The following is a 23,897-nucleotide window of genomic DNA, read 5'->3' as shown; positions in this document are numbered from 1 at the left end:
TGGCTGATTCACCGCGTTCGCGAGCAAGCCCGCGCCCACACTTAGTGCATTCCAGCATCAGGATAGGTGGCGGGGCTTAAACCTTGGCGTCTTCCACTGGCACATGCATCCGATCCCGGTTGGCCAACGTCGGGAACAACTTGATCCAGACCCCGGTCACGACCAGCGTACCGATCCCGCCCATGACCACGGCGGGCACGGTGCCGAACCAGTGGGCGGTAATGCCGGACTCAAACTCGCCCAACTGATTGGACGCACCGATAAACAGGCCGTTGACGGCACTGACCCGCCCGCGCATTTCATCCGGCGTTTCCAACTGCACGAAGGAGGCGCGGATCACCATGCTGATCATGTCCGCCGCGCCCAGCACCACCAGCACCGCCAGGGAGAACCAGAACGAGGTGGACAGCCCGAACGCAATGGTCGCCACACCGAACACGCCGACGGCGGTAAACATCACACGGCCCACGTGGCGGTCCACCGAAAACCGCGCCAGCCACAGCGACATCAACAGCGCCCCCACTGCCGGCGCCGAACGCAGCAGGCCCAGGCCCCAGGCACCCGTCAGCAGGATGTCTTTGGCGAACACCGGCAGCAACGCGGTGGCACCCCCCAGCAGCACGGCGAACAGGTCGAGGGAGATGGCACCGAGAATGTCCGGGCGGCTGCGGATGAAGCGGATGCCGGCGAGCAGAGAATCCAGGGTGGCCTTGCCTTTGTTGAGTGGCGTCTGGCGCGCGGGCAGGTTGAGGGTCAGCACGCAGGCGATAAGGTACAGCACCACCGTTGGACCATAGACCCAGACGCTGCCAAACGCGTAAAGCAAACCGCCAAGGGCTGGGGCGACGATGGTTGCCAACTGCTGGGCCGACTGCGACGAGGCCACGGCTCGCGGAAACAAGGTGCTGGGGACGATGCTCGGCAGCATCGCCTGAGTGGTCGGCATTTCAAACGAACGTGCGGCGCCAAGCAGGAAGGCGAGGATAAAAATCATCTCGCGGGTCACGTTGCCGGTCAGCCCGCCGATGGCCAGGCTCAGGGCAATCAGCGCCTGCACGATCTGGCAGATGGCGGCGACCTTGCGCCGTTCATAGCGATCGGCCACATGCCCGGTGTGCAACATGAAGAGTACGCGCGGCACAAACTCCACCAGGCCGACCAACCCCAGGTCCAGCACATTGCCGGTCAGTTGGTAGAGGTTCCAGCCGATGGCCACGGTGAGCATCTGGAAACCGCTGGCGGTAAAGATGCGCGCCAGCCAGAAGGCAATGAAAGGGCGGTGATGACGCAACAGCAACGCGGGTTCACTAGGCATCGGGAGTTCAGGTCAGAGCCGGAGGGAGCGCCGAGATTATCACTAAGTTGTAACAGATAGTTGCAACAACTGAGCTGAGGCAGTCTGTCACGCGGCAAAAGACCACGCCGTCCTACATCGAAAATGGGACTACTCTTTTAGCAATGCTTGATCCAGATCAATGTCCGCCCGGGCATCGACCTGGCGGCCGCAAGGCCAGATTCCCGACGGGGTGGGTTAAAAAAAGAAACGAATTGAAATTCGCCAGACTCCATATCCGTGGGGGCAGTGGGTGCAGGCTCCCGCCAGCAGCCGGTATTACCTGACAGAGGAAGACTTATGTTCGGTTTGGAGGCGCTAGATCTCGCCCGAATTCAATTTGCGTTCACCATCTCTTTCCACATCCTGTTCCCGGCGATCACCATCGGCCTGGCCAGTTACCTTGCGGTGCTGGAAGGCTTGTGGCTCAAGACCCACAACGACACCTACCGTGACCTCTATCATTTCTGGTCGAAGATCTTTGCCGTCAACTTCGGTATGGGTGTGGTCTCCGGTTTGGTCATGGCCTACCAGTTCGGCACCAACTGGAGCCGCTTCTCGGACTTCGCGGGCGCCGTCACCGGGCCGCTCCTGACCTACGAAGTGCTCACGGCCTTCTTCCTCGAAGCCGGTTTCCTTGGCGTGATGCTGTTCGGCTGGAACAAGGTCGGGCGCAACCTGCACTTCTTCTCCACCGTAATGGTGGCCGTCGGCACGTTGATTTCCACGTTCTGGATCCTCTCGTCCAATAGCTGGATGCAGACGCCTCAGGGCTTTGAAATCATTGATGGCCGCGTGATCCCGACCGATTGGTTCGCCGTGGTCTTCAACCCGTCTTTCCCGTATCGCCTGGCGCACATGGCCACGGCAGCCTTCGTGGCCACCGCGTTCTTCGTCGGTTCCTCGGCGGCCTGGCACCTGCTGCGCGGCAAGGACAACCCGGCGATCCGCAAAATGCTCTCGATGGCCATGTGGATGGCCCTGATCGTCGCGCCTATTCAGGCGGTGATCGGCGACTTCCATGGTCTCAACACCTTGAAGCACCAGCCGGCAAAAATTGCCGCGATCGAAGGCCACTGGGAAAACATCGGCAACGAGCCGACGCCGCTGATCCTGTTTGGCTGGCCCGACATGAAGGCCGAGAAAACCAAGTACGCGGTGGAAATCCCGTACCTGGGCAGCTTGATCCTGACTCACTCACTGGATAAGCAGGTTCCGGCGCTCAAGGAATTCCCGCCCGAGGACCGCCCTAACTCGACCATCGTGTTCTGGTCGTTCCGGGTCATGGTCGGCCTGGGCTTCCTGATGATCTTCACCGGTTTGTTCAGCCTCTGGCTGCGCCGGGGCGACAAGATGTACACGTCCAAACCGTTCCTGTACCTGGCGTTGTGGATGGGCCCGTCCGGCCTGATCGCGATTCTCGCCGGCTGGTTCACCACCGAGATCGGTCGTCAGCCGTGGGTGGTCTACGGCTTGATGCGCACGGCGGATGCTTCCTCCGGGCATAGCCTGGCGCAGATGACGATCACCCTGGTGTTGTTCGTGGTGGTGTACTTCGCGCTGTTCGGCGCGGGCCTGGGCTACATGATGCGCCTGGTACGCAAAGGACCTCAGACCCACGAGGGCAGTGAACCTACCCACGGTGGCCCTGGCCAGAAACGCACACCGGCCCGTCCGTTGTCGGCTGCCGATGATGGCAGCGACGACGACCACGTCGACATCCAGCACAAGGGGAATTGAGATGGGTATTGATCTTCCGCTGATCTGGGCCGTGATCATCATCTTCGGCATCATGATGTATGTGGTCATGGACGGTTTCGACCTGGGCATCGGCATCCTGTTTCCGTTTATCCCGGGCAAGACCGACCGTGACGTCATGATGAACACCGTGGCCCCGGTCTGGGACGGCAATGAAACCTGGTTAGTCCTGGGCGGCGCAGCGTTGTTCGGCGCGTTCCCGCTGGCCTATTCGGTGGTGTTGTCGGCGCTGTACCTGCCGCTGATCCTGATGCTGATCGGGCTGATCTTCCGTGGCGTGGCGTTCGAGTTCCGCTTCAAGGCCAAGGACCACAAGCGTCACCTGTGGGACAAGGCGTTTATCGGTGGCTCATTGGCGGCGACGTTCTTCCAGGGCGTGGCGCTGGGGGCGTTTATCGACGGCATTCCGGTAGTGGATCGCCAGTTCGCCGGCGGCTCACTGGACTGGGCCACACCGTTCACGATGTTCTGCGGCGTCGCGTTGATCGTGGCCTATGCGTTGCTCGGCTGCACTTGGCTGATCATGAAGACCGAAGGCCCGCTGCAGGAAAAGATGCACAACCTGGCACGGCCATTGGCCTTTGTGGTGCTGGCGGTGATCGGCATTGTGAGCATCTGGACGCCATTGACGCACCCGGAAATCGCCTCGCGCTGGTTCACCCTGCCGAACCTGTTCTGGTTCCTGCCGGTGCCGATCCTGGTGTTGGTGACCATGTACGGACTGTTCCGCGCGGTGGCACGTCATGCGCACTACACGCCGTTCCTGCTGACCTTGGTGCTGATTTTCCTGGGCTACAGTGGTTTGGGCATCAGCCTGTGGCCGAATATCATTCCGCCCTCCGTGTCGATCTGGGATGCCGCGGCGCCGCCGCAAAGCCAGGGCTTCATGCTGGTGGGCACCTTGTTCATCATCCCGTTCATCCTGGGCTACACCTTCTGGAGCTACTACGTATTCCGCGGCAAGGTCACCCACGAAGACGGTTATCACTAGGAGGGTCGTTCCATGTCCGGCAAACCTTCGTTGCACGAGATCGAACAGGCCGAGAAACAGCCGTTGTGGCGGCGCCTGGGGTGGCTGGCGATGATCTGGACCGGCAGCGTGCTGGCCTTGTTTGTCGTGGCGAGCCTGATGCGCATGTTCATGAATGCGGCGGGCCTGACCACCCACTGACATCCCGATCCGGGCTTTGCAGCCCGGCTTTTCAACCCTGCCCCTCGCGAGATCGGCAGGGTTTTTTTATTTGCGCGCTTTGAGGATCACGAATTTTGGCGTGGTGGCGACTTGCTCGACACCTCGGAACAAGCGAGCCAGTTTGGTGTGATAACCCAGGTGGCGGTTGCCGACTATATAGAGGGCGCCACCGACCACCAGCGCTTCCCGCGCCTGTTGGAACATGCGCCAGGCGAGGAAGTCGCCCACCACCTGCTGCTGGTGAAACGGCGGATTGCACAGCACCACGTCCAGCGATTGCGGCTCTTGCCCGGCCAGGCCGTCGGCGGCGCGCACGACGACATCGCGTTCGCCAAGTGCGGCGTGCCAGTTCTCGGCTGCCGACTGCACGGCCATGTAGGACTCATCTACCAAGGTGTAGTGCGCTTCGGGATTTTGCAGGGCGCTGGCAATCGCCAGCACACCGTTGCCGCAACCCAGGTCTGCCACGCAGGCACTGCCCAGGTTTTTCGGCAAGTGGGGCAGGAACGCGCGGGTGCCGATGTCCAGGCTTTCGCGGCAGAACACGTTGGCGTGGTTCAGCAGTTCGATGGCCGGCGTGTCCAGGGTGTAGCGGGTCGGGTAGGGCGAGACTGCAGCAGGACGGTCTTCGGGAGTGGCAATCAGCAAACGCGCCTTTTTCACTGCCAGCGACGCCTGCATCGGGCCGATGTAACGCTCCAGCAACTCGCCTGCCGCCCGTGGCAGATGCTTGATCATTGCCCCGGCGATGACTTGAGCTCCCGGCGCGAGTTGGCCTTGCAAGCGGATCAGTTGTTCTTCCAGCAAGGCCAGGGTTTTCGGTACGCGGATCAACACACAGTCGTACGGCCCTGTCGGAACCTGGCTGGCGGGGATGAATGCCACCGCATCAAAAGCCTTGCCGTTGCGCACCAGGTTTTTTTCCAGGCCCTGGGCGGCCAGGAACGAATCACCACTGGAGGTTACCTGCACCTGGCCTTGAAGGCTGGCCGCCAGGGCGCCGAAGCTGTCATTGAGCACCAGCACGCGCGTCGTCACCGTCGGCTGTTGCTCGGCCAGGTGATTGAGCAGGTACTCGTCGGCGGCATCGAAGGCTTGCAGCGGATCGTTATGTTGCTCTGGCTGGCGGATCAGATCGAGCTGGGCGAAGGGGCTTTCGAGCAGGGGCATGGCGGGGGAGGCTCTGGGTAAACGATGGGTGTTCGGCAGTCGCCGACCAAACCGTCTGAGTGAACAACAGGCGGCCCAGCGGGCTGCTCAACACTCAGAATTGGCCGTAAATGTTACGTTTTTTTCAGCGGGAATACATGCGGTGTTTCTTTGCCGGTCAAATAATCCCGCTGCGGGCGGCGCAGAGCACGGCGGCAATCTTGTTATTGACCCCCAGCTTTTTGAAACAACTGCAAATATGATAGCCAATCGTTCGTTCGGACAAGCACAGGATGGCGGCTATGTCCGCTGCGGTCTTGCCCATGGCGGACCACTTGAGGACCTCCCTTTCTCGCGCGGTGAGTGTGCTGGCAGCTATGACGTCGGGGGAGGCCGCATACTTCTGCGCCACGACGGCGTGCATTGCGTGACACAGCCACAATACCTGGCCGGCCTTTTCGTACAGCTCTTCCGGGCTGACTTCGTGTCTGCTACGCGCCAGGGTCAGCATGCTGAACACGCCCCGGAAGTCATGCACGGCTTGCGTCCATCCCACGTTCACACCCAGTGTCTGCGCCAGGGACCACAGGTTGGGCGAGTCCCGAAAGGTCTTCTCCTCCCAGACAACCGGCAGCACTGAGGTCTTGCAGTGTTGGACGACGGGGTCTATGTCGAAAAAGTGTGCTTGGTCATACAGCGTGGACCACTCGCTTGGATAGTTGTTGATATCGATCGGTTTTGCTTTGTTTTTGGGTATTTGAGAACTCATCTTGAAGGAACAGTATTGAAAGCCGAGCTCATACGTTTTGTTGGTAAGCATTTCAAACACACTGGTGATCTCGTCCTCGCCTTCCAGTTTGGGGAGTTTTGTATTGCGCCAGTTGATCATCGGTAAATCTCCATGGATTAAGCTATTTGGGTACGTCCTGAACCCCAAAGCTGCAGAAAAAAAGTGTAGGACAGGGACTACGCGGCGGTAGGAAAAATTTGATCTTGTAAGCACGTGTTTAATAATTTTCTGCAAGGCTGCTCATGAACTTTGCAAGGGGCACATGAGAAAATTGCGGTTTATTAGAGGGTTGTAATGATCAACTAACAGCGCGTTGTTGAATCCACTGGAAAGGCTAATAGCGAATTGATTGGCGGTGATATTACGTAGCCACTGCTCCATGAGCTCAAGAAGCCATTACCAACCGTAGGTGTTCCCACGCGCGACTTTGAGGGACACTAGGGCACCTGTAGAACGGAGCCCCCCATGACGGCCAGTGCTGAGAAATTTACCCGCCAGACCTTGCTCGATGTGCAATCGCTGACCCCCAGCCTGTTTACCCTGCGCACCACCCGCGATCCGGGCTTTCGTTTCACGGCGGGGCAGTTCGTGCGCGTGGGGGTGACCAAGGCGGACGGCAGCACCGTGTGGCGCGCCTATTCCCTGGTGTCCTCACCGTTTGACGAGCATCTGGACTTCTTCTCGATCGTTGTCCCAGGGGGGGAGTTCACCAGTGAGCTGAGCCGCCTGCGTGTGGGCGATACCTTGATGGTGGAGCGCCAGGCCACGGGCTTCCTGACCTTGAACCGTTTCGTCGATGGCCGCGACTTGTGGATGCTGGGGACGGGCACCGGGGTAGCACCTTTCCTGTCGATCCTGCAGGATTTTGAAGTCTGGGAGAAGTTCGAACGCATCATCCTCGTGTACAGCGCACGGGAAGCCAAAGAACTGGCCTATCAGGCACTGATCAAGGAACTGGGCGAGCGTGAGTATCTCGCCGAATACGCGCACAAGCTTATCTACATTCCCACAGTCACCCGTGAGCAACACCCTGGCGCGTTGAATGGACGCATCACCACACTGATCGAAAATGGCGAGCTTGAGCGCGCAGCCGGCGTTGAGTTGACCCCGGAACATTCCCGCGTGCTGATCTGCGGCAACCCGCAGATGGTCGATGACACGCGGCAGTTGCTCAAGCAGCGTGACATGAACCTGAGCTTGAGCCGTCGCCCAGGCCAAGTGGCGGTGGAAAACTACTGGTAATAAAAAAGGCGCCTCAAGCAGGCGCCTTTTTTCTCAAACCGTTCGTTACAGGCGCGGCTTGTCGTTCTGTGCCTTGAGCAGATCCCGGATCTCACCCAGCAACACTTCTTCCTTGGTCGGCGTCGGCGGCAGGCTTGGCGCCACGGCCTCTTCCCGCTTCAGGCGGTTGATCGCCTTCACACCCATGAAGATCGCAAACGCGACGATCACAAAGTCGATGACGCTCTGGATGAACTTGCCATAGGCGAGCACCACCGCAGGCACATCGCCCTGTGCCGCCTTGAGCGTAATCGCCAAGTCTCCGAAGTCCACACCACCGATCAACAGACCGATTGGGGGCATCACCACGTCGCCTACAAACGAGGAAACAATCTTGCCGAAGGCGGCGCCGATGATAATACCGACGGCCATGTCGACCACATTACCTTTGACCGCGAAGGCCTTGAACTCACTGATCACGCCCATAGGTTATTCCTTGTTACAGATGAGAAGGGTGGGACTCAGTGTAATTCAGTCATAGCGGGCTTGCCCGACACAACCGTTTACACTGTTAATTTTTATCGACACATTAAAACGCAAATAGTTTGCAAAGTGCCACCAGTCGCGCGCGAAATACGCCTGATATCAGTGACTTAACAGATTATTTTATTAATCGGGTCGTTGTGGCTTTTCTATTTATCTTCTGACGCTTGGGTCACTAGCCTCTGGCAAGCACAACTGAATGTGCACTAAAAAAACCAGAGGAAACCTCGATGAAGACCCCAATGAGCCGCGGGCCGGTTTCAGCGCGATACGCGCTGGTACTGGCGACCGCCAGCCTGCTTTCCCTGTCCGTACACGCCGCCAACCTGACCCGCGACAACGGTGCTGCGGTTGGCGACAACCAGAACTCGCAGACCGCCGGCGCCAATGGTCCGGTGCTGCTGCAAGACGTGCAGTTGATCCAGAAACTGCAGCGCTTCGATCGCGAGCGCATCCCCGAGCGCGTGGTACACGCCCGCGGTACCGGCGCCCACGGCATCTTCACCGTCACGGACAACCTCAGCGACCTGACCAAGGCCAAGGTGTTCGCGGCCGGTGAAGCCACGCCGGTGTTCGTTCGCTTCTCCGCCGTTGTCCACGGTAACCACTCCCCGGAAACCCTGCGCGACCCGCGTGGTTTCGCCACCAAGTTCTACACCGCCGACGGTAACTGGGACCTGGTGGGCAACAACTTCCCGACGTTCTTCATCCGCGATGCGATCAAGTTCCCGGACATGGTCCACGCCTTCAAGCCAGACCCGCGCACCAACCTGGATGACGATTCCCGTCGCTTCGACTTCTTCTCCCACGTGCCCGAGTCCACGCGCACGCTGACCGAGCTGTACTCCGATTCCGGCACCCCGGCCAGCTACCGGGAAATGGACGGCAATGGCGTGCACGCCTACAAACTGATCAACGCCAAGGGCGAAGTGCACTACGTCAAGTTCCACTGGAAGAGCCTGCAAGGCATCAAGAACCTCGATCCCAAGCAGGTCACCGAAGTGCAGGGCCGCGACTACAGCCACATGACCAACGACCTGGTCACCCATATCAACAAGGGCGATTTCCCCAAGTGGGACCTGTACGTGCAGGTGCTCAAGCCTGAAGACCTGGCCAAGTTCGACTTCGACCCGCTGGATGCCACCAAGATCTGGCCGAATGTACCCGAACGCAAAGTCGGGCAGATGGTGCTGAACCGCAACCCCGCCAATGTGTTCCAGGAAACCGAGCAAGTGGCCATGGCCCCGGCCAACCTGGTGCCAGGCATCGAGCCGTCCGAGGACCGCCTGCTGCAAGGTCGGGTGTTCTCCTATGCCGACACTCAGATGTACCGCCTGGGCGCCAATGCCCTGCAACTGCCGATCAACGCTCCACGGGTGACTGTCAACAACGGTAACCAGGACGGCGCGATGAACGTCGGCAAGACCACCACCGGCGTGAACTACCAGCCAAGCCGCCTGCTGCCACGGGACGAGCCGCAAACCGCGCGCTACAGCCAGTCGAACCTGGTGGGCAGCACCCAGCAGGCGAAGATCCAGCGTGAGCAGAACTTCAAGCAGGCCGGTGATCTGTACCGTTCTTTCACCAAGAAAGAGCGCCAGGACTTGATCGAAAACTTTGGCGGCTCGCTGGCGACCACCGATGACGAGAGCAAGCACATCATCCTGTCGTTCCTCTACAAGGCCGACCCGGAATATGGCACCGGCGTGGCCAAGGTTGCCAAGGGGGACCTGGCGCGCGTGAAGGCGCTGGCGGAAAAACTGACTGACTGATCCGTTGGTTCTGGTCGGCGCCCAATGACGGGCGTCGACCCTTGGCAGGAGAACACCCATGCGAGTTTCTATCGGATTGCTGATGGCCATGCTGGCCTTTGTCGCCCATGCCGAGTCTCCCGAGCCGGTCGCGCTCAAGGCCCAGCTGCAGGACTACTATTTCGACGCCGCCCGCCGTGGCGACCTCGACATGCTTAACACCTTCATCGACTCCGGCTACAGCCTCAACACCCAGGACGACAAGGGTTACACCGCGCTGATCCTCGCCGCTTACCACGGTCAGGGCCCGTTCGTGGAGCGCTTGCTCGATGCCGGTGCCGACGCCTGTGTGCAGGACAGGCGCGGTAACACCGCGCTGATGGGCGCGATCTTCAAGGGTGAGCTGAAAATCGCCCAACGCCTGCTGGCGACTGACTGCAACCCCGACCAACGCAACGGCGCCGGACAGACAGCGGCCATGTACGCCGGGCTGTTCAAGCGTGTCGAGTTGCTGGAAGCGTTGAAGGCCAAGGGCGCGGACCTCAATGCCGAAGACCCGATCGGCAACAGTGCTTCACGATTGGCCAGTGGTGAAATCCGGACCCCGGCGCCGCGCTGAGCTATCATCGCGGTTTTTCGGTTGGAGGTTCTCAAATGGCAAAGGCCAAGCGCATGTACGGCTGCACGGAGTGCGGCGCGACCTTTCCCAAGTGGGCCGGCCAATGTACCGAATGCGGTGCGTGGAACACCCTGACTGAAACCATGATCGAGAGCGGTGGCGCTGCGGCCCCCACTGGCCGTGCCGGCTGGACCGGGCAACAGGCGCAGATCAAGACGTTGGCCGAAGTCAGTGTCGAAGAGATCCCGCGTTTCTCCACGGCCTCCGGTGAATTGGACCGGGTGCTGGGCGGCGGACTGGTGGACGGTTCGGTGGTGCTGATTGGTGGCGATCCGGGCATCGGCAAATCGACGATCCTGCTACAAACGTTGTGCAGCATCGCCAGCCGCATGCCAGCGCTGTATGTCACCGGTGAAGAGTCCCAGCAGCAAGTGGCCATGCGCGCCCGTCGCCTGGGGTTGCCCCAGGATCAGTTGCGAGTGATGACCGAGACCTGCATTGAAAGCATCATTGCCACGGCGCGTATCGAAAAGCCCAAGGTCATGGTGATCGACTCGATCCAGACGATTTTCACCGAACAACTGCAGTCGGCGCCGGGGGGTGTGTCCCAGGTGCGTGAGAGTGCGGCGCTGCTGGTGCGCTATGCCAAGCAGAGCGGTACAGCGATCTTCCTGGTGGGGCATGTGACCAAAGAGGGCGCACTGGCCGGGCCACGGGTGTTGGAGCACATGGTAGACACCGTGCTGTATTTCGAAGGTGAGTCCGACGGTCGTCTGCGCTTGCTGCGGGCGGTGAAGAACCGTTTCGGCGCGGTCAACGAATTGGGCGTGTTCGCCATGACTGACCGGGGGCTGAAAGAAGTCTCCAACCCTTCAGCGATTTTTCTCACGCGCGCCCAAGAAGAAGTCCCAGGCAGTGTGGTGATGGCAACCTGGGAAGGCACCCGTCCTATGCTGGTGGAAGTGCAGGCCCTGGTGGATGACAGTCACTTGGCCAACCCCCGCCGCGTGACGTTGGGCCTGGATCAGAACCGCCTCGCGATGCTGTTGGCGGTATTGCATCGCCACGGTGGCATCCCGACCCACGATCAGGACGTGTTCCTCAACGTGGTCGGCGGGGTCAAGGTGCTGGAAACGGCATCCGACCTGGCGTTGATGGCGGCGGTGATGTCCAGCCTGCGTAACCGGCCGTTGCCCCATGACTTGCTGGTGTTTGGTGAAGTCGGTTTGTCCGGTGAAGTGCGCCCGGTGCCCAGCGGCCAGGAGCGCCTCAAGGAAGCGGCCAAGCACGGCTTCAAGCGCGCCATCGTGCCCAAGGGCAATGCGCCGAAGGAATCACCGCCGGGGATCACGATTATTGGCGTGACGCGGTTGGAACAGGCGTTGGATGCGTTGTTCGAGTAACCGGCAACACCGCAAACCCATGTGGGCTGTTAAACCTCTAGTAAGGCGCCCAACTCGCGCTCCAACTCTTCCTCGTCACCCAGGTTCAACTCGATCAGCCGCCGCAAATGGCTGATCGATTCCAGGTCGATGTGCTGGCACACAAAGCCCAATTGCCCATGATCCTCATGAGCCAGCCGCACTTGCATCTTTATATGGGCCTTTGGGTCCAGGCGTATGTCCACGTCGAACGGCAGCGCCTTGTTGCCCTTCCAGTCTTCGGGCTTTTGTATCAACAAGCCTTTTAACGACAAATCCACTAGTTGCGCCGGCCATTCGCGGCCGTTTTGCCGAAATTCAGTCTTGGCGTCAAAAGCGATACGACGGAAACGGCGGCGGTCAGACGGTTGTTCGGTCATGGTGAAACCCTCTGGAGATACGGGGATTGTAGCCCTGCGCCATCATTGGCCCGGTATTTCTGCTTTTTTTGCGCGCAGAAGGCTCTAGACCAACGTAGGGGGGTGGCCTTTGAGGCCAACAGCGCTAAACTCGGCATGGCTGTCCTTTCTGTCCACCCTGGCTGGAATATAAAAATGAAAAATAATAATAGCCTGCTACGCCACCTACCCTGGCTGGTGCTGGCAATCGTAGGAGCGTGCGCCCTGGGCGTAGTGGCCTTGCGCCGCGGCGAGGCAATCAACGCCTTGTGGATTGTGGTCGCTGCTGTGGCCATCTATCTGGTTGCGTACCGTTACTACAGTCTGTTCATCGCTAACAACGTGATGCAACTCGATCCACGGCGGGCCACCCCCGCAGTGCTCAATAATGACGGTCTGGACTATGTGCCGACCAACAAACACATCCTTTTCGGTCACCACTTTGCGGCGATTGCCGGTGCAGGCCCGTTGGTCGGCCCGGTGCTGGCGGCGCAAATGGGCTACCTGCCTGGAACGCTCTGGCTGATTGCCGGCGTGGTGCTGGCCGGTGCGGTTCAGGACTTCATGATCCTGTTCCTGTCCACCCGTCGTAACGGCCGTTCCCTGGGGGACATGGTGCGCGAAGAGATGGGCCGTATCCCAGGCACCATCGCGCTGTTCGGCTGCTTCCTGATCATGATCATCATCCTCGCGGTGCTGGCGCTGATCGTGGTCAAAGCGTTGGCCGAGAGCCCGTGGGGCATCTTCACGGTGATGGCGACCATCCCGATCGCAATGTTCATGGGCATCTACATGCGCTACATCCGCCCGGGCCGCATTGGCGAAATCTCGATCATCGGGGTGCTGTTGCTGCTGGGCTCGATCTGGCTGGGCGGGCAGATCGCTGCTGACCCGGTCTGGGCCAAGGCTTTCACCTTCACCGGGATCCAGATCACCTGGATGCTGATCGGCTACGGCTTCGTGGCCGCGGTACTGCCGGTGTGGCTGATCCTGGCGCCGCGTGACTACCTCTCCACTTTCCTGAAAATCGGCACCATCATTGCGCTGGCAATCGGCATCCTGGTGACCATGCCCGACCTTAAAATGCCGGCATTGACCCAGTTCATCGACGGCACCGGCCCAGTGTGGAAGGGCGGCCTGTTCCCGTTCCTGTTCATCACCATCGCCTGTGGCGCGGTCTCGGGGTTCCACGCGCTGATTTCTTCCGGCACCACGCCAAAGTTGCTGGCTAATGAAAGCCATGCCCGCTACATCGGTTATGGCGGCATGTTGATGGAGTCCTTCGTGGCCATCATGGCGATGGTTGCCGCGTCGGTGATCGAGCCGGGTGTGTACTTCGCCATGAACAGCCCGGCCGCAATTGTCGGCACCGACGTGGTCACCGTGGCGCAGACCGTCAGCAGCTGGGGCTTTGCGATCACGCCTGAGGCGCTGTCCGCGGTGGCCCATGACATCGGTGAAACCACTATCCTGGCCCGTGCCGGTGGCGCACCGACGTTGGCAGTGGGTATCGCGCAGATCCTGCACAGTGTGCTGCCAGGTGAAAACACCATGGCGTTCTGGTACCACTTTGCGATCCTGTTCGAAGCGCTGTTCATCCTGACGGCAGTGGATGCGGGCACCCGTGCCGGTCGCTTCATGTTGCAGGATTTGCTCGGCTCTTTCGTACCGGCGCTCAAACGCACCGAGTCGTGGACCGCCAACCTGATCGCGACCGCCGGTTGTGTGGCCATGTGGGGTTACCTGCTGTACCAAGGCGTGATCGACCCACTGGGCGGCATCAACACCTTGTGGCCGCTGTTCGGTATCTCCAACCAGATGCTGGCAGGTATTGCGCTGATGCTGGCCACCGTTGTGCTGATCAAAATGAAACGCCAGCGTTATATCTGGGTGACTATGCTGCCGGCCGTCTGGCTGCTGATCTGCACCACCACCGCAGGCTTCATCAAGCTGTTCGACGCCAACCCGGCGATTGGCTTCCTGTCGCTGGCGAAGAAGTACAGTGATGCATTGGCCAATGGCCAGATCCTCGCCCCGGCGAAGAACATCGACCAGATGCAACACGTGATCTGGAACGCCTACACCAACGCAACGCTGACGGCGCTGTTCCTGTTCGTGGTCTTCAGCATCCTGTTCTATGCGCTCAAGGTTGGCGTCGCCGCCTGGGGCAACAAAGAACGTACGGATAAAGAAGCGCCGTTCCAGGCAGTACCGGACGCATAACCGAGGATTGCAACCATGTTCAATGACATCAGTCGCCTCGGTAAATACCTCGGTCAGGCCGCGCGCCTGATGGTCGGCATGCCCGACTACGATACGTACGTCGAGCATATGCAAACCAAACACCCGGACAAGCCGGTGATGGACTACAAGGCGTTCTTCCGGGAACGCCAGGAAGCCCGTTACGGCGGCAAGGGTGGGCCTAAGTGCTGCTAACCCGGCACTCGGGCTTGCGGTGATCCACTGTGGGAGCGGGCTTGCTCGCGAATGCGGTCTGTCAGTTGATGTATGTGCTGACTGATACACCGCATTCGCGAGCAAGCCCGCTCCCACATTTGTTTTGTGTTCCTTCAGTTATAAGGAGAACTGCTTTTGTCCTCTCCCATTCCAGTGACCGTCCTCAGTGGCTTCCTCGGCGCCGGCAAGACCACCTTGCTGCGCCACCTGCTCAAAGCCGAGCACGGCCTGAAGATCGCCGTGATCGAAAACGAATTCAGTGACGCCGGTATCGACACCCAGCTGCTGGGCGCCGAGCCGGTGCAAGTCATGACCCTGTCCAACGGTTGCGTGTGCTGCACCATCCACACCGACCTGACCAAGGCCCTGTACCTGCTGCTCGAACGCCTGGACAGCGGCGAGATCGCCTTCGATCGTCTGGTGATCGAGTGCACCGGCCTGGCCGACCCGGCCCCCGTGGCCCAGACCTTTTTCATCGACGAGGAATTGCGCGAGCGCTACATCCTCGACGGCATCATCACCCTGGTGGATGCGGCCCACGCCGAGCACCACCTGACCCAAACCATCGCCCAGGCCCAGATCGGCTTTGCCGACCGCCTGCTGGTGAGCAAGCGCGACCTGGTGGATGACGCCACCTTCGACGCGCTAAGCGAGCGTCTCACCCGCATCAACCGCCGAGCGCCGATCCGCGTGGTGGACCATGGCAACATCGACCTGGCTGAATTGCTCGACGTACGTGGCTTCAATCTCAACGCCGGCATGACCCTACGCCCGGTCAGCGCCGCGCCGTCCATCGACCGTATCTCAAGCCTGGTGCTGCGCACCGATCAGCCGCTGGATATCGACCGCCTCAGCGAGTTCATGAACGAACTGCTGGAGGACCACGGCAAGCAGCTGTTGCGCTACAAGGGCGTACTGAACATTGCCGGGGAGGACCGGCGCATGGTGTTTCAGGGCGTGTTGAAGCTCTACGGTTTCGATTGGGATACCGAGTGGGCCGAAGGCGAGGCGCGGGAGAGTGTGATTGTGTTTATTGCCGATGAATTGCCGGAAGACAAGATTCGCGAGGGCTTTGCGAAGGTCCACCAACGCTGATCAAAAATGTGGGAGGGGGCAACCCCCTCCCACATTTGATCGCACTTCAAGTTGGAACAGGCATAAAAAAAGCCCGGCTCAAGAGCCGGGCTTCTTAGTCAAGCAACTGCTATCAAGCGCCGTACACCGGCAGCTTTTTGCAGATGGCCTTGACCTTCTCACGCACCGCGTCGATCACGGCTTCGTTGTTCAGGTCAGCCAGGATGTCGCAGATCCAGCCAGCCAGTTCCTTGCACTCAGCTTCCTTGAAGCCACGAGTGGTCACAGCCGGGGTGCCGAAACGCAGGCCCGAGGTGACGAACGGCGAACGTGGGTCGTTCGGCACGGAGTTTTTGTTCACGGTGATGAAGGCTTTGCCCAGGGCAGCATCAGCATCTTTACCGGAAATGTCCTGCTTGATCAGGGACAGCAGGAACAGGTGGTTCTCGGTACCGCCGGACACGACGTCAAAGCCGCGCTCGATGAACACGCTCGCCATGGTCTGGGCGTTCTTGACCACTTGTTGCTGGTAGGTCTTGAACTCAGGCTGCAGGGCTTCCTTGAAGCAGATCGCTTTGGCGGCGATCACGTGCTCCAGTGGGCCGCCCTGGGCGCCTGGGAATACGGCCGAGTTCAGCTTCTTCTCGATGTCGGCGTTGGCGCGCGCCAGGATCAGGCCGCCACGTGGACCGCGCAGGGTCTTGTGGGTGGTGGTGGTGACCACGTCAGCGAAAGGCACCGGGTTCGGGTAGACGCCAGCGGCGACCAGACCGGCCACGTGGGCCATGTCCACGAACAGGTAAGCACCGACTTTGTCGGCAATGGCGCGGAAACGTGGGAAGTCCAGGATCTGCGAGTAGGCAGAGAAACCGGCCACGATCATTTTTGGCTTGTGTTCAACCGCCAGGCGCTCGACTTCGTCGTAGTCGATCAGGCCGTTGGCATCGATGCCGTATTGAACGGCGTTGTACAGCTTGCCGGAAGAAGAGACGCTGGCGCCGTGGGTCAGGTGACCGCCGTGGGCCAGGCTCATGCCCAGGATGGTGTCGCCGCCTTGCAGCAGGGCCAGGTACACGGCGCTGTTGGCTTGGGAACCGGCGTGCGGCTGGACGTTGGCGTAATCGGCGCCGAACAGCTCTTTGGCACGGTCGATGGCCAGTTGCTCAACCACGTCGACGTACTCGCAACCACCGTAGTAGCGCTTGCCTGGGTAACCTTCGGCGTACTTGTTGGTCAAGACCGAACCTTGAGCCTCCATCACCGCTGGGCTGGTGTAGTTTTCCGAAGCGATCAGCTCAATGTGCTCTTCCTGGCGCACGGCTTCTTGCTCCATGGCGGCGAAGAGATCGGCGTCGTACTTGGCAATAGTCAAATCACGGCTGAACATGGCGGTCCTCAAGGATCGGGGGCAGAAAAGGAGGGCATTCTAACCCAATGGGTTTTAGATGGCATATGAAAGGACATCATGTCGCGGACAAGTGGGGCTCATCTGCGGATAGGCGGTGTCTGTGCTGCCGCCTTCGCGAGCAAGCCCGCTCCCACATTCAATCGAGTTCCCTCAGGGGAATGCGGTCGAAATGTGGGAGCGGGCTTGCTCGCGAAGAGGCCATTTGCCCACCGCAGAACGTCAGTCGAACATGAACAGCGCATCATTGCTGAACTGCGCCTCGAACCTATTTGCCGGCATCGGCCGCCCGAACAGATAACCCTGCACTTCATCGCAGCCATGCTCACGCAGGAAGTCCAGTTGCTCATGGGTTTCCACGCCCTCGGCGATCACCGCCAGGTTCAGGCTATGGGCCATGGCAATGATAGCGCGGGCGATCTGTGCGTCCTGCTCACCGGATGGCAGGCCGTCGACGAACGTCCGGTCGATCTTCAGCACGTCGATCGGGAATTGCTTGAGGTAGTTGAGCGAGGAATAACCGGTACCAAAGTCGTCAACCGCAATGCTCAAGCCCAGGTTTTTCAAACTGTCGAGGATCTGCATGGCCTCGTTGACTTCACGCATCAGGATACTTTCGGTGAGTTCCAGCTCCAGGCACGCCGGCGGCAAGCCGGTGTCCTTGAGAATGGTGGCGATGCGAGTGCCCAACTGGCCGTCGGAGAACTGCCGCGCGGAGATATTCACCGAGACCTTTGGCACGCGCACCTTGTTCTGGTGCCAGGTCTTGAGCTGGCGACAGGCTTCGCTGATCACCCAGTCGCCCACGTCTACCACCAGGCCCAACTCTTCCAGCACCGGGATGAAGTCCCCTGGCGGCACCAGGCCACGTCGTGGGTGACGCCAGCGCAGCAGGGCTTCGGCGCCGGTCAGGCGCTTGCCGTCGCCACTGAACTGCGGTTGGTAATAGAGCACGAATTCGTTCTGCTCCAAGGCGTGGCGCAGGTCGCTTTCCAGCTCCAGGCGCTCCAGGGCGCTGGCATTCATATCGGCCTGGTAGAACTGGAAGTTGTTCTTGCCACGCTCCTTGGCGTGATACATCGCCGTGTCGGCGTTTTTCATCAATTGGCTCAGCTCGTTGCCGTCCTGAGGGCTCAGGGCGATACCGATACTGGCGGTCACAAAGAACTCGCGGCCTTCCAGCACGAAGGGCTTCACCAGGCTGGCGAGGATCTGCTCGGCCACATGTATCGCGCGGTTCAGCGCCATTTCGCGATTGACCCGTGGCTGCAGGAGCAAGGTGAACTCGTCGCCCCCCATGCGTGCCACGGTATCGTCTTCGGCCACGCAACCCAGCAGGCGTGTGGCCATTTCCTTGAGCATACGGTCGCCGGCGGCGTGGCCCAGGGAGTCGTTGATGGGTTTGAAGCGGTCGAGGTCAAGGAACATCAGCACCACCCACGACTTTTGCCGTTCAGCGGCCTGCAGCGCGGTGTGCAGACGGTCCTGGAACAGTGTGCGGTTGGGCAGGTGGGTGAGGGCGTCGTAGTAGGCCAGGCGGTGGATGCGTTGCTCACTGGCCTTGCGCTCACTGATGTCACTGAAGAAACACACATAGCTGGCCAGGTCGCCTTCATCGTCGAACACGGCGGTAATGCCGACCCATGCCGGGTAATGCTCGCCGTTGCGACGCTTGAGCCACACTTCGCCTTCCCAGGTGCTGTGCTGATGCAGCTGCTTGAGCACGTAGCGCAGGTGGGCTTCCTGTTGTTCGTCGACGGTGAGCATGTTCGGCAACTGGTCGAGCACATCGCTGACCGCGTAGCCGCTGACCCGGCTGAACGCCTCGTTGGCCTGCACGATATAACCGGCGGGGTCAGTGATCAGGATCGCCGAGGTCGAATGTTCGAACACCGTGGCCGCCATGCGCAGGTCTTTCTCGGCGCGGCGTTGCTGGCTGATATCACGGCCTACACCGAGGATGCCCTCAAAGGCGCCGTGTTCGTCCCACACCAGCACCATGCGCAGTTCGATCGGCACTTTGCGACCGTCTGCGCGCAGGCAGTCGAACAGGAACAGCTGGGTCTGGATCTCATCACGCAGCTTGTTCAGCGCCTCAGGATCGCCCAGCGCGCGGCTGACCTCTTCCATCAGGCTGTAAATGCCGGTCAATTGCTGCGGGTTGGCGATGATCGACTGCCAGCCGTTCTTGAACACCCAGTCCACGTCATAACCGAGCACGGCGTTGACCGAAGGGCTGATGTAGTTGAGGGCCAATTGGCTGTCGGTGGAGCAGATCACGTCGCTGATGCTTTCGGCCAGCATGCGATAGCGCTGTTCGCTGTCACGCAGGGATTCGCTGGCTTCGATCTGGTCGGTGATGTCCTTGGCCACGCCGATGATGCGGCTGATTTGTGTCGTCTTGTCGCGGGCCAAGGCTTGCTCGCGGATGTCAAAGCGCCGCCATTGGTTGTTGCGGTGACGAAAGCGCAGCTGGCATTGCAATTGGGTGGTGTAGCCGATCTGGCGCTGCTGCTGGCGCAAATCGTGGTAATGCTCGGCGTCTTCGGGGTGCAGCAGGATTTCCCAGAAATATTCGCCCATTTGCTGCAGTTCGGCCTTGTTGTAGCCGAGGGTGTGGCCCAAATGGTGGTTGCTGAAAATCATGCGCTGGCTGATCACGTCCTGCACATACAGATGGTCGGGCACTGTGCGTACCACGTCCGACCAGAAGCTCTCGCGCTCCACCAGCGACAGCTCGATCAGCTTGCGGCTGGTGATATCGCTGATGCTGAGGATCACTGCCTTGAAATCGTCCGGCTGCTCCGGCAGGCGCATCACCAGCCACAGGTACTGCTCGTTGCCGGCCACGTCCTTGAGCTGGATTTCCAGTTCCAGCTGGTGCTGTTGGGTCAGCACCGCCTCAACAATCTGGTGGCCGATAGACGTGACATTTCGCGGGCAGTCATCGATCAGACGTTCCCAGGCTTCTTCGCAGGAGCCCACGTTCAACAGACGCACCGCCACCTGGTTGACCTCGGTGATGCGCAGTTCCTTGAGCAGTTGCTGGCGCTCGTTGGGGTGGTCCTGCAGCCAGGCGTGCAGTTGCTCGCGGGTTTCCAGCCGGGTCTTGTCGAAGAATGCGTTCAGGCCCATCAGGTCGAGCACGCACAGGGCGACGCCGGTGCCTTCGAAAATGTCTTGGTAGCGTCGGCGGCCTTCATGCACTTGGCGCTGGCGGCGGCGCATGTTCAGCAGCACGATCACCGGGATCAGCGAGAACGCCAGGCCCAACAGGCATTTGCCAATGAAAGCCGGCAGCAGTTGCTCCAGCACCGCAGTACGGTCGAACAGCCCGCGCAGTTGCCAGTCGCTTTTGCTCAGGGGCGTGACCAGCACGCTTTTATTCAGCTCGTCCGGGGTGAGCGCGGACGCCCACTGCGCCGGCATGCCGCTGTCCCGGCTGACAACACGGTGGTTGATGCGATTCTCGATGACCCACAGCGGTCGCTGGCCCTGGATGTCTTGGCGGGTGAGGTTGGCGAGGTAGGTGGGGGCCAGGCGCAGCGCCCAATACATCCGGGAGCCGCCGCTGGGCTGGTGCAGCAAGAGATAGATGATGGTGCCGTCGTTGCTGTTGCTCAGGTAATAGGACTGGGCACGGCTGCGTTGCACCAGCTCTGCCAGCCAGGCAGCGTCCTGGCTGTCGGCGGCGCTGTCACTGATCATCGCGCCGCTGGGGGCGAGCAGGGCGATGCTGCGCAACTCCGGCAGCGAGCGTTGCAAGGTGCGCATCAAGGCCTGTTGCTGTTCGCTGTCACGTGGCGGCTCGACCATCGGCAGCAGGTTCAGGGCGATTTTCGCGCTGAGGGCCATGTTCAAGCTGATCTGTTCAGCCAGGTCGGCGCTGTAGTCGATGGTGTACTGCTGCTGGTTCTTCTGGTTTTGCTGCAACTGGTCCAGCAACTGCCAGAACAATAACGCGAGCAGCATAAGGACAAGCGTCGCCAATGCGCCTTTGAGGGTGCCGTGCAGGGGCGCTCTCGGCGCTATATGAGCGGCGCGCAGGGGAGTTGGCGGCGTGACTTTGGACAAGCTGTGATCCTGCGGTTTGGCTGGACTGGCGCGCGACGTGCACTATAAGCCGGACGCCCGGAGGGCGGCTAGCATGCCTTGACTTGTGGCAAAGTGCCAGCCCCGCCTGGCGGGCATTAAAGAGCGCCGCCGAGGTGGATCAGGCTGTCCGCCAGCCGTGTCAGGATCGCCAGGGTGAACAGGCTGATAACCACAGACGCCGTGCGGTTGATGGTGTGCGGCGTCAACCACGCGTATCCGCCTCGTTTGATGCGGGCACCCAGCAGCACCCAGGCGCAGCCCACAGGTATCACCACGGCAGTGAATTGTGCGACGAAAGGCAGGTACAGGGTCAAGTCGATAAACGTCTGCATCGGCACGATGAACGAGACGATCAGCAACCCCTTGGGATTGATCAGCGTCAGCAGGAAGAAATGCCGCTTGGACACCCGTGCCTCGGGCTCGGTGTGGAGTGTTTCGTCGGGATGGCGCCACAACAGGTAGCAAGTCCTGATCAAATAGCAGACCGAGGCGAACTGCACGAGCTTCAGGCCCCAGGGCGCGTTGTCGCCGATATGGCTGAGCAGGTAGCCCCAAAAGGAGATCTGCGTCAGATAGGCCAGGCATTCCAGCAGGCTCAGTGGCCAGGCGCGCCTGAATCCCGTGAGTAATCCCGAGCGCAGTAGCAGCGTGTTGGTAGGCCCCGGCATTAACAGCAGTAGCCCGAGTGCGGATAGGACGCCAAGCATGAAGGTTTCTCCTGGAGCCCCTGAGGGCTTTGGCCGGCTAATCTAACAGATAGGCTTCGATACGCTCGGTCACTTAGGTTAACCTTGAGGATTCGCAACACTATGTACAGCGCCATGACGCTACGTAGGCCTGTTCTTACTTTTATGAGGTCCACATTTTGGCTCAATACGTCTTCACCATGCATCGGCTGGGCAAAGTTGTCCCGCCGAAGCGGGAAATCCTGAAAAACATTTCGCTGTCCTTCTTCCCCGGCGCCAAGATCGGCGTGCTCGGCCTCAACGGTTCGGGTAAATCCACACTGTTGAAAATCATGGCTGGCGTCGACACCGAGTTCGAAGGCGAAGCCCGCCCGATGCCGGACCTGAATATCGGCTACCTGCCGCAAGAGCCGATCCTGGACCCGACCAAGACCGTGCGTGAAGTGGTTGAAGAAGCCGTCAGTGTGATCAAGAACGCCCAGGCGCGCCTGGACGAGGTCTACGCGGCTTACGCTGAAGAAGACGCCGATTTCGACAAACTGGCCGCCGAACAGGCCAAGCTCGAAGCCATCCTGCAAGCCGGCGACGGCCACAACCTGGAGCGCCAGCTGGAAGTCGCCGCCGACGCGCTGCGCCTTCCGGCGTGGGACGCCAAGGTCGAGCACCTGTCCGGTGGTGAGAAACGTCGTGTGGCCCTGTGCCGCCTGCTGCTGTCGGCTCCCGACATGCTGCTGCTCGACGAACCGACCAACCACTTGGACGCCGATTCCGTCGCTTGGCTGGAACACTTCCTGCACGATTTCCCGGGCACCGTGGTAGCGATCACGCACGACCGTTACTTCCTGGACAATGTGGCCGGCTGGATCCTTGAGCTCGACCGTGGCGCCGGTATCCCTTACGAGGGCAACTATTCCGGTTGGCTGGAAGCCAAGTCCGACCGACTGGCCGCCGAATCCAAGCAGCAATCGGCCCATGAAAAAGCCATGAAGGAAGAACTGGAGTGGGTGCGCAAAGGCGCCAAGGCCCGCCAGTCCAAATCCAAGGCACGTCTGCAACGCTTTGAAGAAATGCAGTCCCAGGAATTCCAGAAGCGCAGCGAAACCAACGAGATCTACATCCCGGCCGGTCCGCGCCTGGGTGACAAGGTCATCGAGTTCAAGAACGTTTCCAAAGGCTATGGCGACCGCGTGCTGATCGACAACCTGTCGTTCTCCATGCCAAAAGGCGCGATCGTCGGCGTAATCGGTGGTAACGGCGCGGGTAAATCCACGCTGTTCCGCATGCTGATGGGTAAGGAAACACCGGATTCGGGCACCATCGAAGTCGGCGAAACCGTGCAACTGGCCTGTGTGGACCAGAGCCGTGAAGACTTGGATGGCAGCAAAACCGTGTTCCAGCAGATTTCCGACGGCTCCGACCAGATCCGTATCGGCAACTATGAGATCCCGTCGCGTACCTATGTAGGCCGTTTCAATTTCAAGGGCGGCGACCAACAGAAGTTCGTCAAGGACCTGTCCGGTGGTGAGCGCGGTCGCTTGCACCTGGCCCTGACCCTGAAAGAGGGCGGCAACGTCCTGCTGCTCGACGAACCGTCCAACGACCTTGACGTTGAAACCCTGCGTTCCCTGGAAGAAGCCCTGCTGGACTTCCCGGGCGCCGCCATTGTGATCTCTCACGATCGGTGGTTCCTTGACCGCGTCGCGACCCACATCCTGGCGTACGAAGACGACTCGCAAGCGGTGTTCTTCGAAGGTAACTACACCGAGTACGAAGCGGACCGTAAAAAGCGTCTGGGCGATGCAGCTGCCCAGCCGCACCGTGTACGGCACAAAAAACTGGCCTGATTCGGGTTGGTTTGAAAAAAGCGGAGCCTTCGGGCTCCGTTTTTTTTGGGCGCTATTCAGGTGGACCGAGGCGACTTCATCGCAGGCAAGCCAGCTCCCACATTGGACCGTGTCGTAGCAGAGGTACTCGATCTAATGTCGGAGCTGGCTTGCCTGCGATA

Annotated in this window: 19 protein-coding genes; 11 read left to right on the top strand and 8 right to left on the bottom strand. The window is 60.2% G+C overall.

Annotation, left to right across the window (positions count from 1 at the left end; genetic code table 11):
- Positions 1-76: 76 nt before the first annotated feature.
- Positions 77-1,315: an MFS transporter gene (locus PF1751_RS24065; protein ID WP_044287921.1), complete on the bottom strand. Its 1,239-nt coding sequence runs from the start codon at positions 1,313-1,315 to the stop codon at positions 77-79.
- 318 nt (positions 1,316-1,633) lie between these two features.
- Here PF1751_RS24065 and PF1751_RS24060 point away from each other — a divergent pair, with 318 nt between their 5' ends.
- From PF1751_RS24060 to PF1751_RS28630, 3 genes are read left to right on the top strand one after another with little or no spacing between them, the layout of a single operon-like run.
- Positions 1,634-3,073, top strand: a complete 1,440-nt coding sequence (locus PF1751_RS24060; RefSeq protein WP_010206693.1) for a cytochrome ubiquinol oxidase subunit I — start codon at positions 1,634-1,636, stop codon at positions 3,071-3,073.
- Between the two features lies 1 nt (position 3,074).
- On the top strand, positions 3,075-4,082 hold the full coding sequence (cydB, locus tag PF1751_RS24055; RefSeq protein ID WP_010206692.1) for a cytochrome d ubiquinol oxidase subunit II: 1,008 nt from the start codon (positions 3,075-3,077) through the stop codon (positions 4,080-4,082).
- A 12-nt stretch (positions 4,083-4,094) separates the two neighbouring features.
- Positions 4,095-4,262, top strand: a complete 168-nt coding sequence (locus tag PF1751_RS28630) for a DUF2474 domain-containing protein (RefSeq protein WP_010206690.1) — start codon at positions 4,095-4,097, stop codon at positions 4,260-4,262.
- A 66-nt stretch (positions 4,263-4,328) separates the two neighbouring features.
- Here PF1751_RS28630 and PF1751_RS24050 read toward each other — a convergent pair whose 3' ends face one another.
- On the bottom strand, positions 4,329-5,453 hold the full coding sequence (locus tag PF1751_RS24050; protein ID WP_044287920.1) for a methyltransferase: 1,125 nt from the start codon (positions 5,451-5,453) through the stop codon (positions 4,329-4,331).
- 157 nt (positions 5,454-5,610) lie between these two features.
- Entirely contained in the window at positions 5,611-6,321 is a 711-nt protein-coding gene (locus tag PF1751_RS24045; protein ID WP_021492936.1) for a helix-turn-helix transcriptional regulator, read from the bottom strand.
- A gap of 366 nt (positions 6,322-6,687) precedes the next feature.
- Here PF1751_RS24045 and PF1751_RS24040 point away from each other — a divergent pair, with 366 nt between their 5' ends.
- The gene (locus tag PF1751_RS24040) at positions 6,688-7,464 is read left to right on the top strand and encodes a ferredoxin--NADP reductase (protein ID WP_010206686.1); all 777 of its coding nucleotides are present in this window, start codon (positions 6,688-6,690) and stop codon (positions 7,462-7,464) included.
- A 45-nt stretch (positions 7,465-7,509) separates the two neighbouring features.
- On the opposite strand, the gene mscL is transcribed toward PF1751_RS24040, so the two are convergent.
- Entirely contained in the window at positions 7,510-7,929 is a 420-nt protein-coding gene (gene mscL, locus PF1751_RS24035) for a large-conductance mechanosensitive channel protein MscL (RefSeq protein ID WP_010206685.1), read from the bottom strand.
- 287 nt (positions 7,930-8,216) lie between these two features.
- Here mscL and katB point away from each other — a divergent pair, with 287 nt between their 5' ends.
- Genes katB through radA form a run of 3 tightly spaced genes read left to right on the top strand, consistent with a single transcriptional unit; the run spans position 8,217 to position 11,759 of the window.
- Positions 8,217-9,758 (top strand): catalase KatB, encoded by a 1,542-nt coding sequence (gene katB, locus PF1751_RS24030; RefSeq protein ID WP_010206684.1) that lies wholly within the window; start codon positions 8,217-8,219, stop codon positions 9,756-9,758.
- A 58-nt stretch (positions 9,759-9,816) separates the two neighbouring features.
- Positions 9,817-10,356, top strand: coding sequence for an ankyrin repeat domain-containing protein (locus PF1751_RS24025; protein WP_010206683.1), 540 nt, complete (start codon positions 9,817-9,819; stop codon positions 10,354-10,356).
- A gap of 35 nt (positions 10,357-10,391) precedes the next feature.
- Positions 10,392-11,759, top strand: a complete 1,368-nt coding sequence (radA, locus tag PF1751_RS24020) for a DNA repair protein RadA (protein WP_038453821.1) — start codon at positions 10,392-10,394, stop codon at positions 11,757-11,759.
- A gap of 29 nt (positions 11,760-11,788) precedes the next feature.
- Here the strand turns inward: radA and PF1751_RS24015 are convergent, their stop codons facing one another.
- On the bottom strand, positions 11,789-12,157 hold the full coding sequence (locus PF1751_RS24015; RefSeq protein WP_010206681.1) for a PilZ domain-containing protein: 369 nt from the start codon (positions 12,155-12,157) through the stop codon (positions 11,789-11,791).
- A gap of 174 nt (positions 12,158-12,331) precedes the next feature.
- Between PF1751_RS24015 and PF1751_RS24010 the strand changes: the two genes are divergently transcribed.
- From PF1751_RS24010 to yjiA, 3 genes are all read left to right on the top strand, one after another.
- Positions 12,332-14,398, top strand: coding sequence for a carbon starvation CstA family protein (locus PF1751_RS24010; protein ID WP_010206680.1), 2,067 nt, complete (start codon positions 12,332-12,334; stop codon positions 14,396-14,398).
- Positions 14,399-14,413: 15 nt separating this feature from the next.
- Positions 14,414-14,611 (top strand): YbdD/YjiX family protein, encoded by a 198-nt coding sequence (locus PF1751_RS24005; RefSeq protein ID WP_003194308.1) that lies wholly within the window; start codon positions 14,414-14,416, stop codon positions 14,609-14,611.
- A gap of 156 nt (positions 14,612-14,767) precedes the next feature.
- Complete coding sequence (gene yjiA, locus PF1751_RS24000; RefSeq protein ID WP_010206678.1) at positions 14,768-15,727, top strand: GTPase; 960 nt, start codon at positions 14,768-14,770, stop codon at positions 15,725-15,727.
- Between the two features lie 112 nt (positions 15,728-15,839).
- Here yjiA and glyA read toward each other — a convergent pair whose 3' ends face one another.
- The 3 genes from glyA to PF1751_RS23985 form a co-directional block, all read right to left on the bottom strand.
- Entirely contained in the window at positions 15,840-17,093 is a 1,254-nt protein-coding gene (gene glyA / locus PF1751_RS23995; protein ID WP_010206677.1) for a serine hydroxymethyltransferase, read from the bottom strand.
- 240 nt (positions 17,094-17,333) lie between these two features.
- The gene (locus PF1751_RS23990; protein WP_044287919.1) at positions 17,334-21,185 is read right to left on the bottom strand and encodes a bifunctional diguanylate cyclase/phosphodiesterase; all 3,852 of its coding nucleotides are present in this window, start codon (positions 21,183-21,185) and stop codon (positions 17,334-17,336) included.
- A 116-nt stretch (positions 21,186-21,301) separates the two neighbouring features.
- Positions 21,302-21,913, bottom strand: coding sequence for a LysE family translocator (locus PF1751_RS23985; RefSeq protein WP_010206674.1), 612 nt, complete (start codon positions 21,911-21,913; stop codon positions 21,302-21,304).
- Positions 21,914-22,071: 158 nt separating this feature from the next.
- Between PF1751_RS23985 and ettA the strand changes: the two genes are divergently transcribed.
- Entirely contained in the window at positions 22,072-23,736 is a 1,665-nt protein-coding gene (ettA, locus tag PF1751_RS23980) for an energy-dependent translational throttle protein EttA (protein WP_010206673.1), read from the top strand.
- Positions 23,737-23,897 lie beyond the last annotated feature (161 nt).

Origin of the sequence: Pseudomonas simiae (assembly GCF_000934565.1) — a bacterium.
In the GTDB taxonomy this organism is placed as follows: Bacteria; Pseudomonadota; Gammaproteobacteria; order Pseudomonadales; family Pseudomonadaceae; genus Aquipseudomonas; species Aquipseudomonas simiae.
Note: the sequence above shows the minus strand (reverse complement) of the source record. Positions and strands in the feature narration are given on the sequence as shown.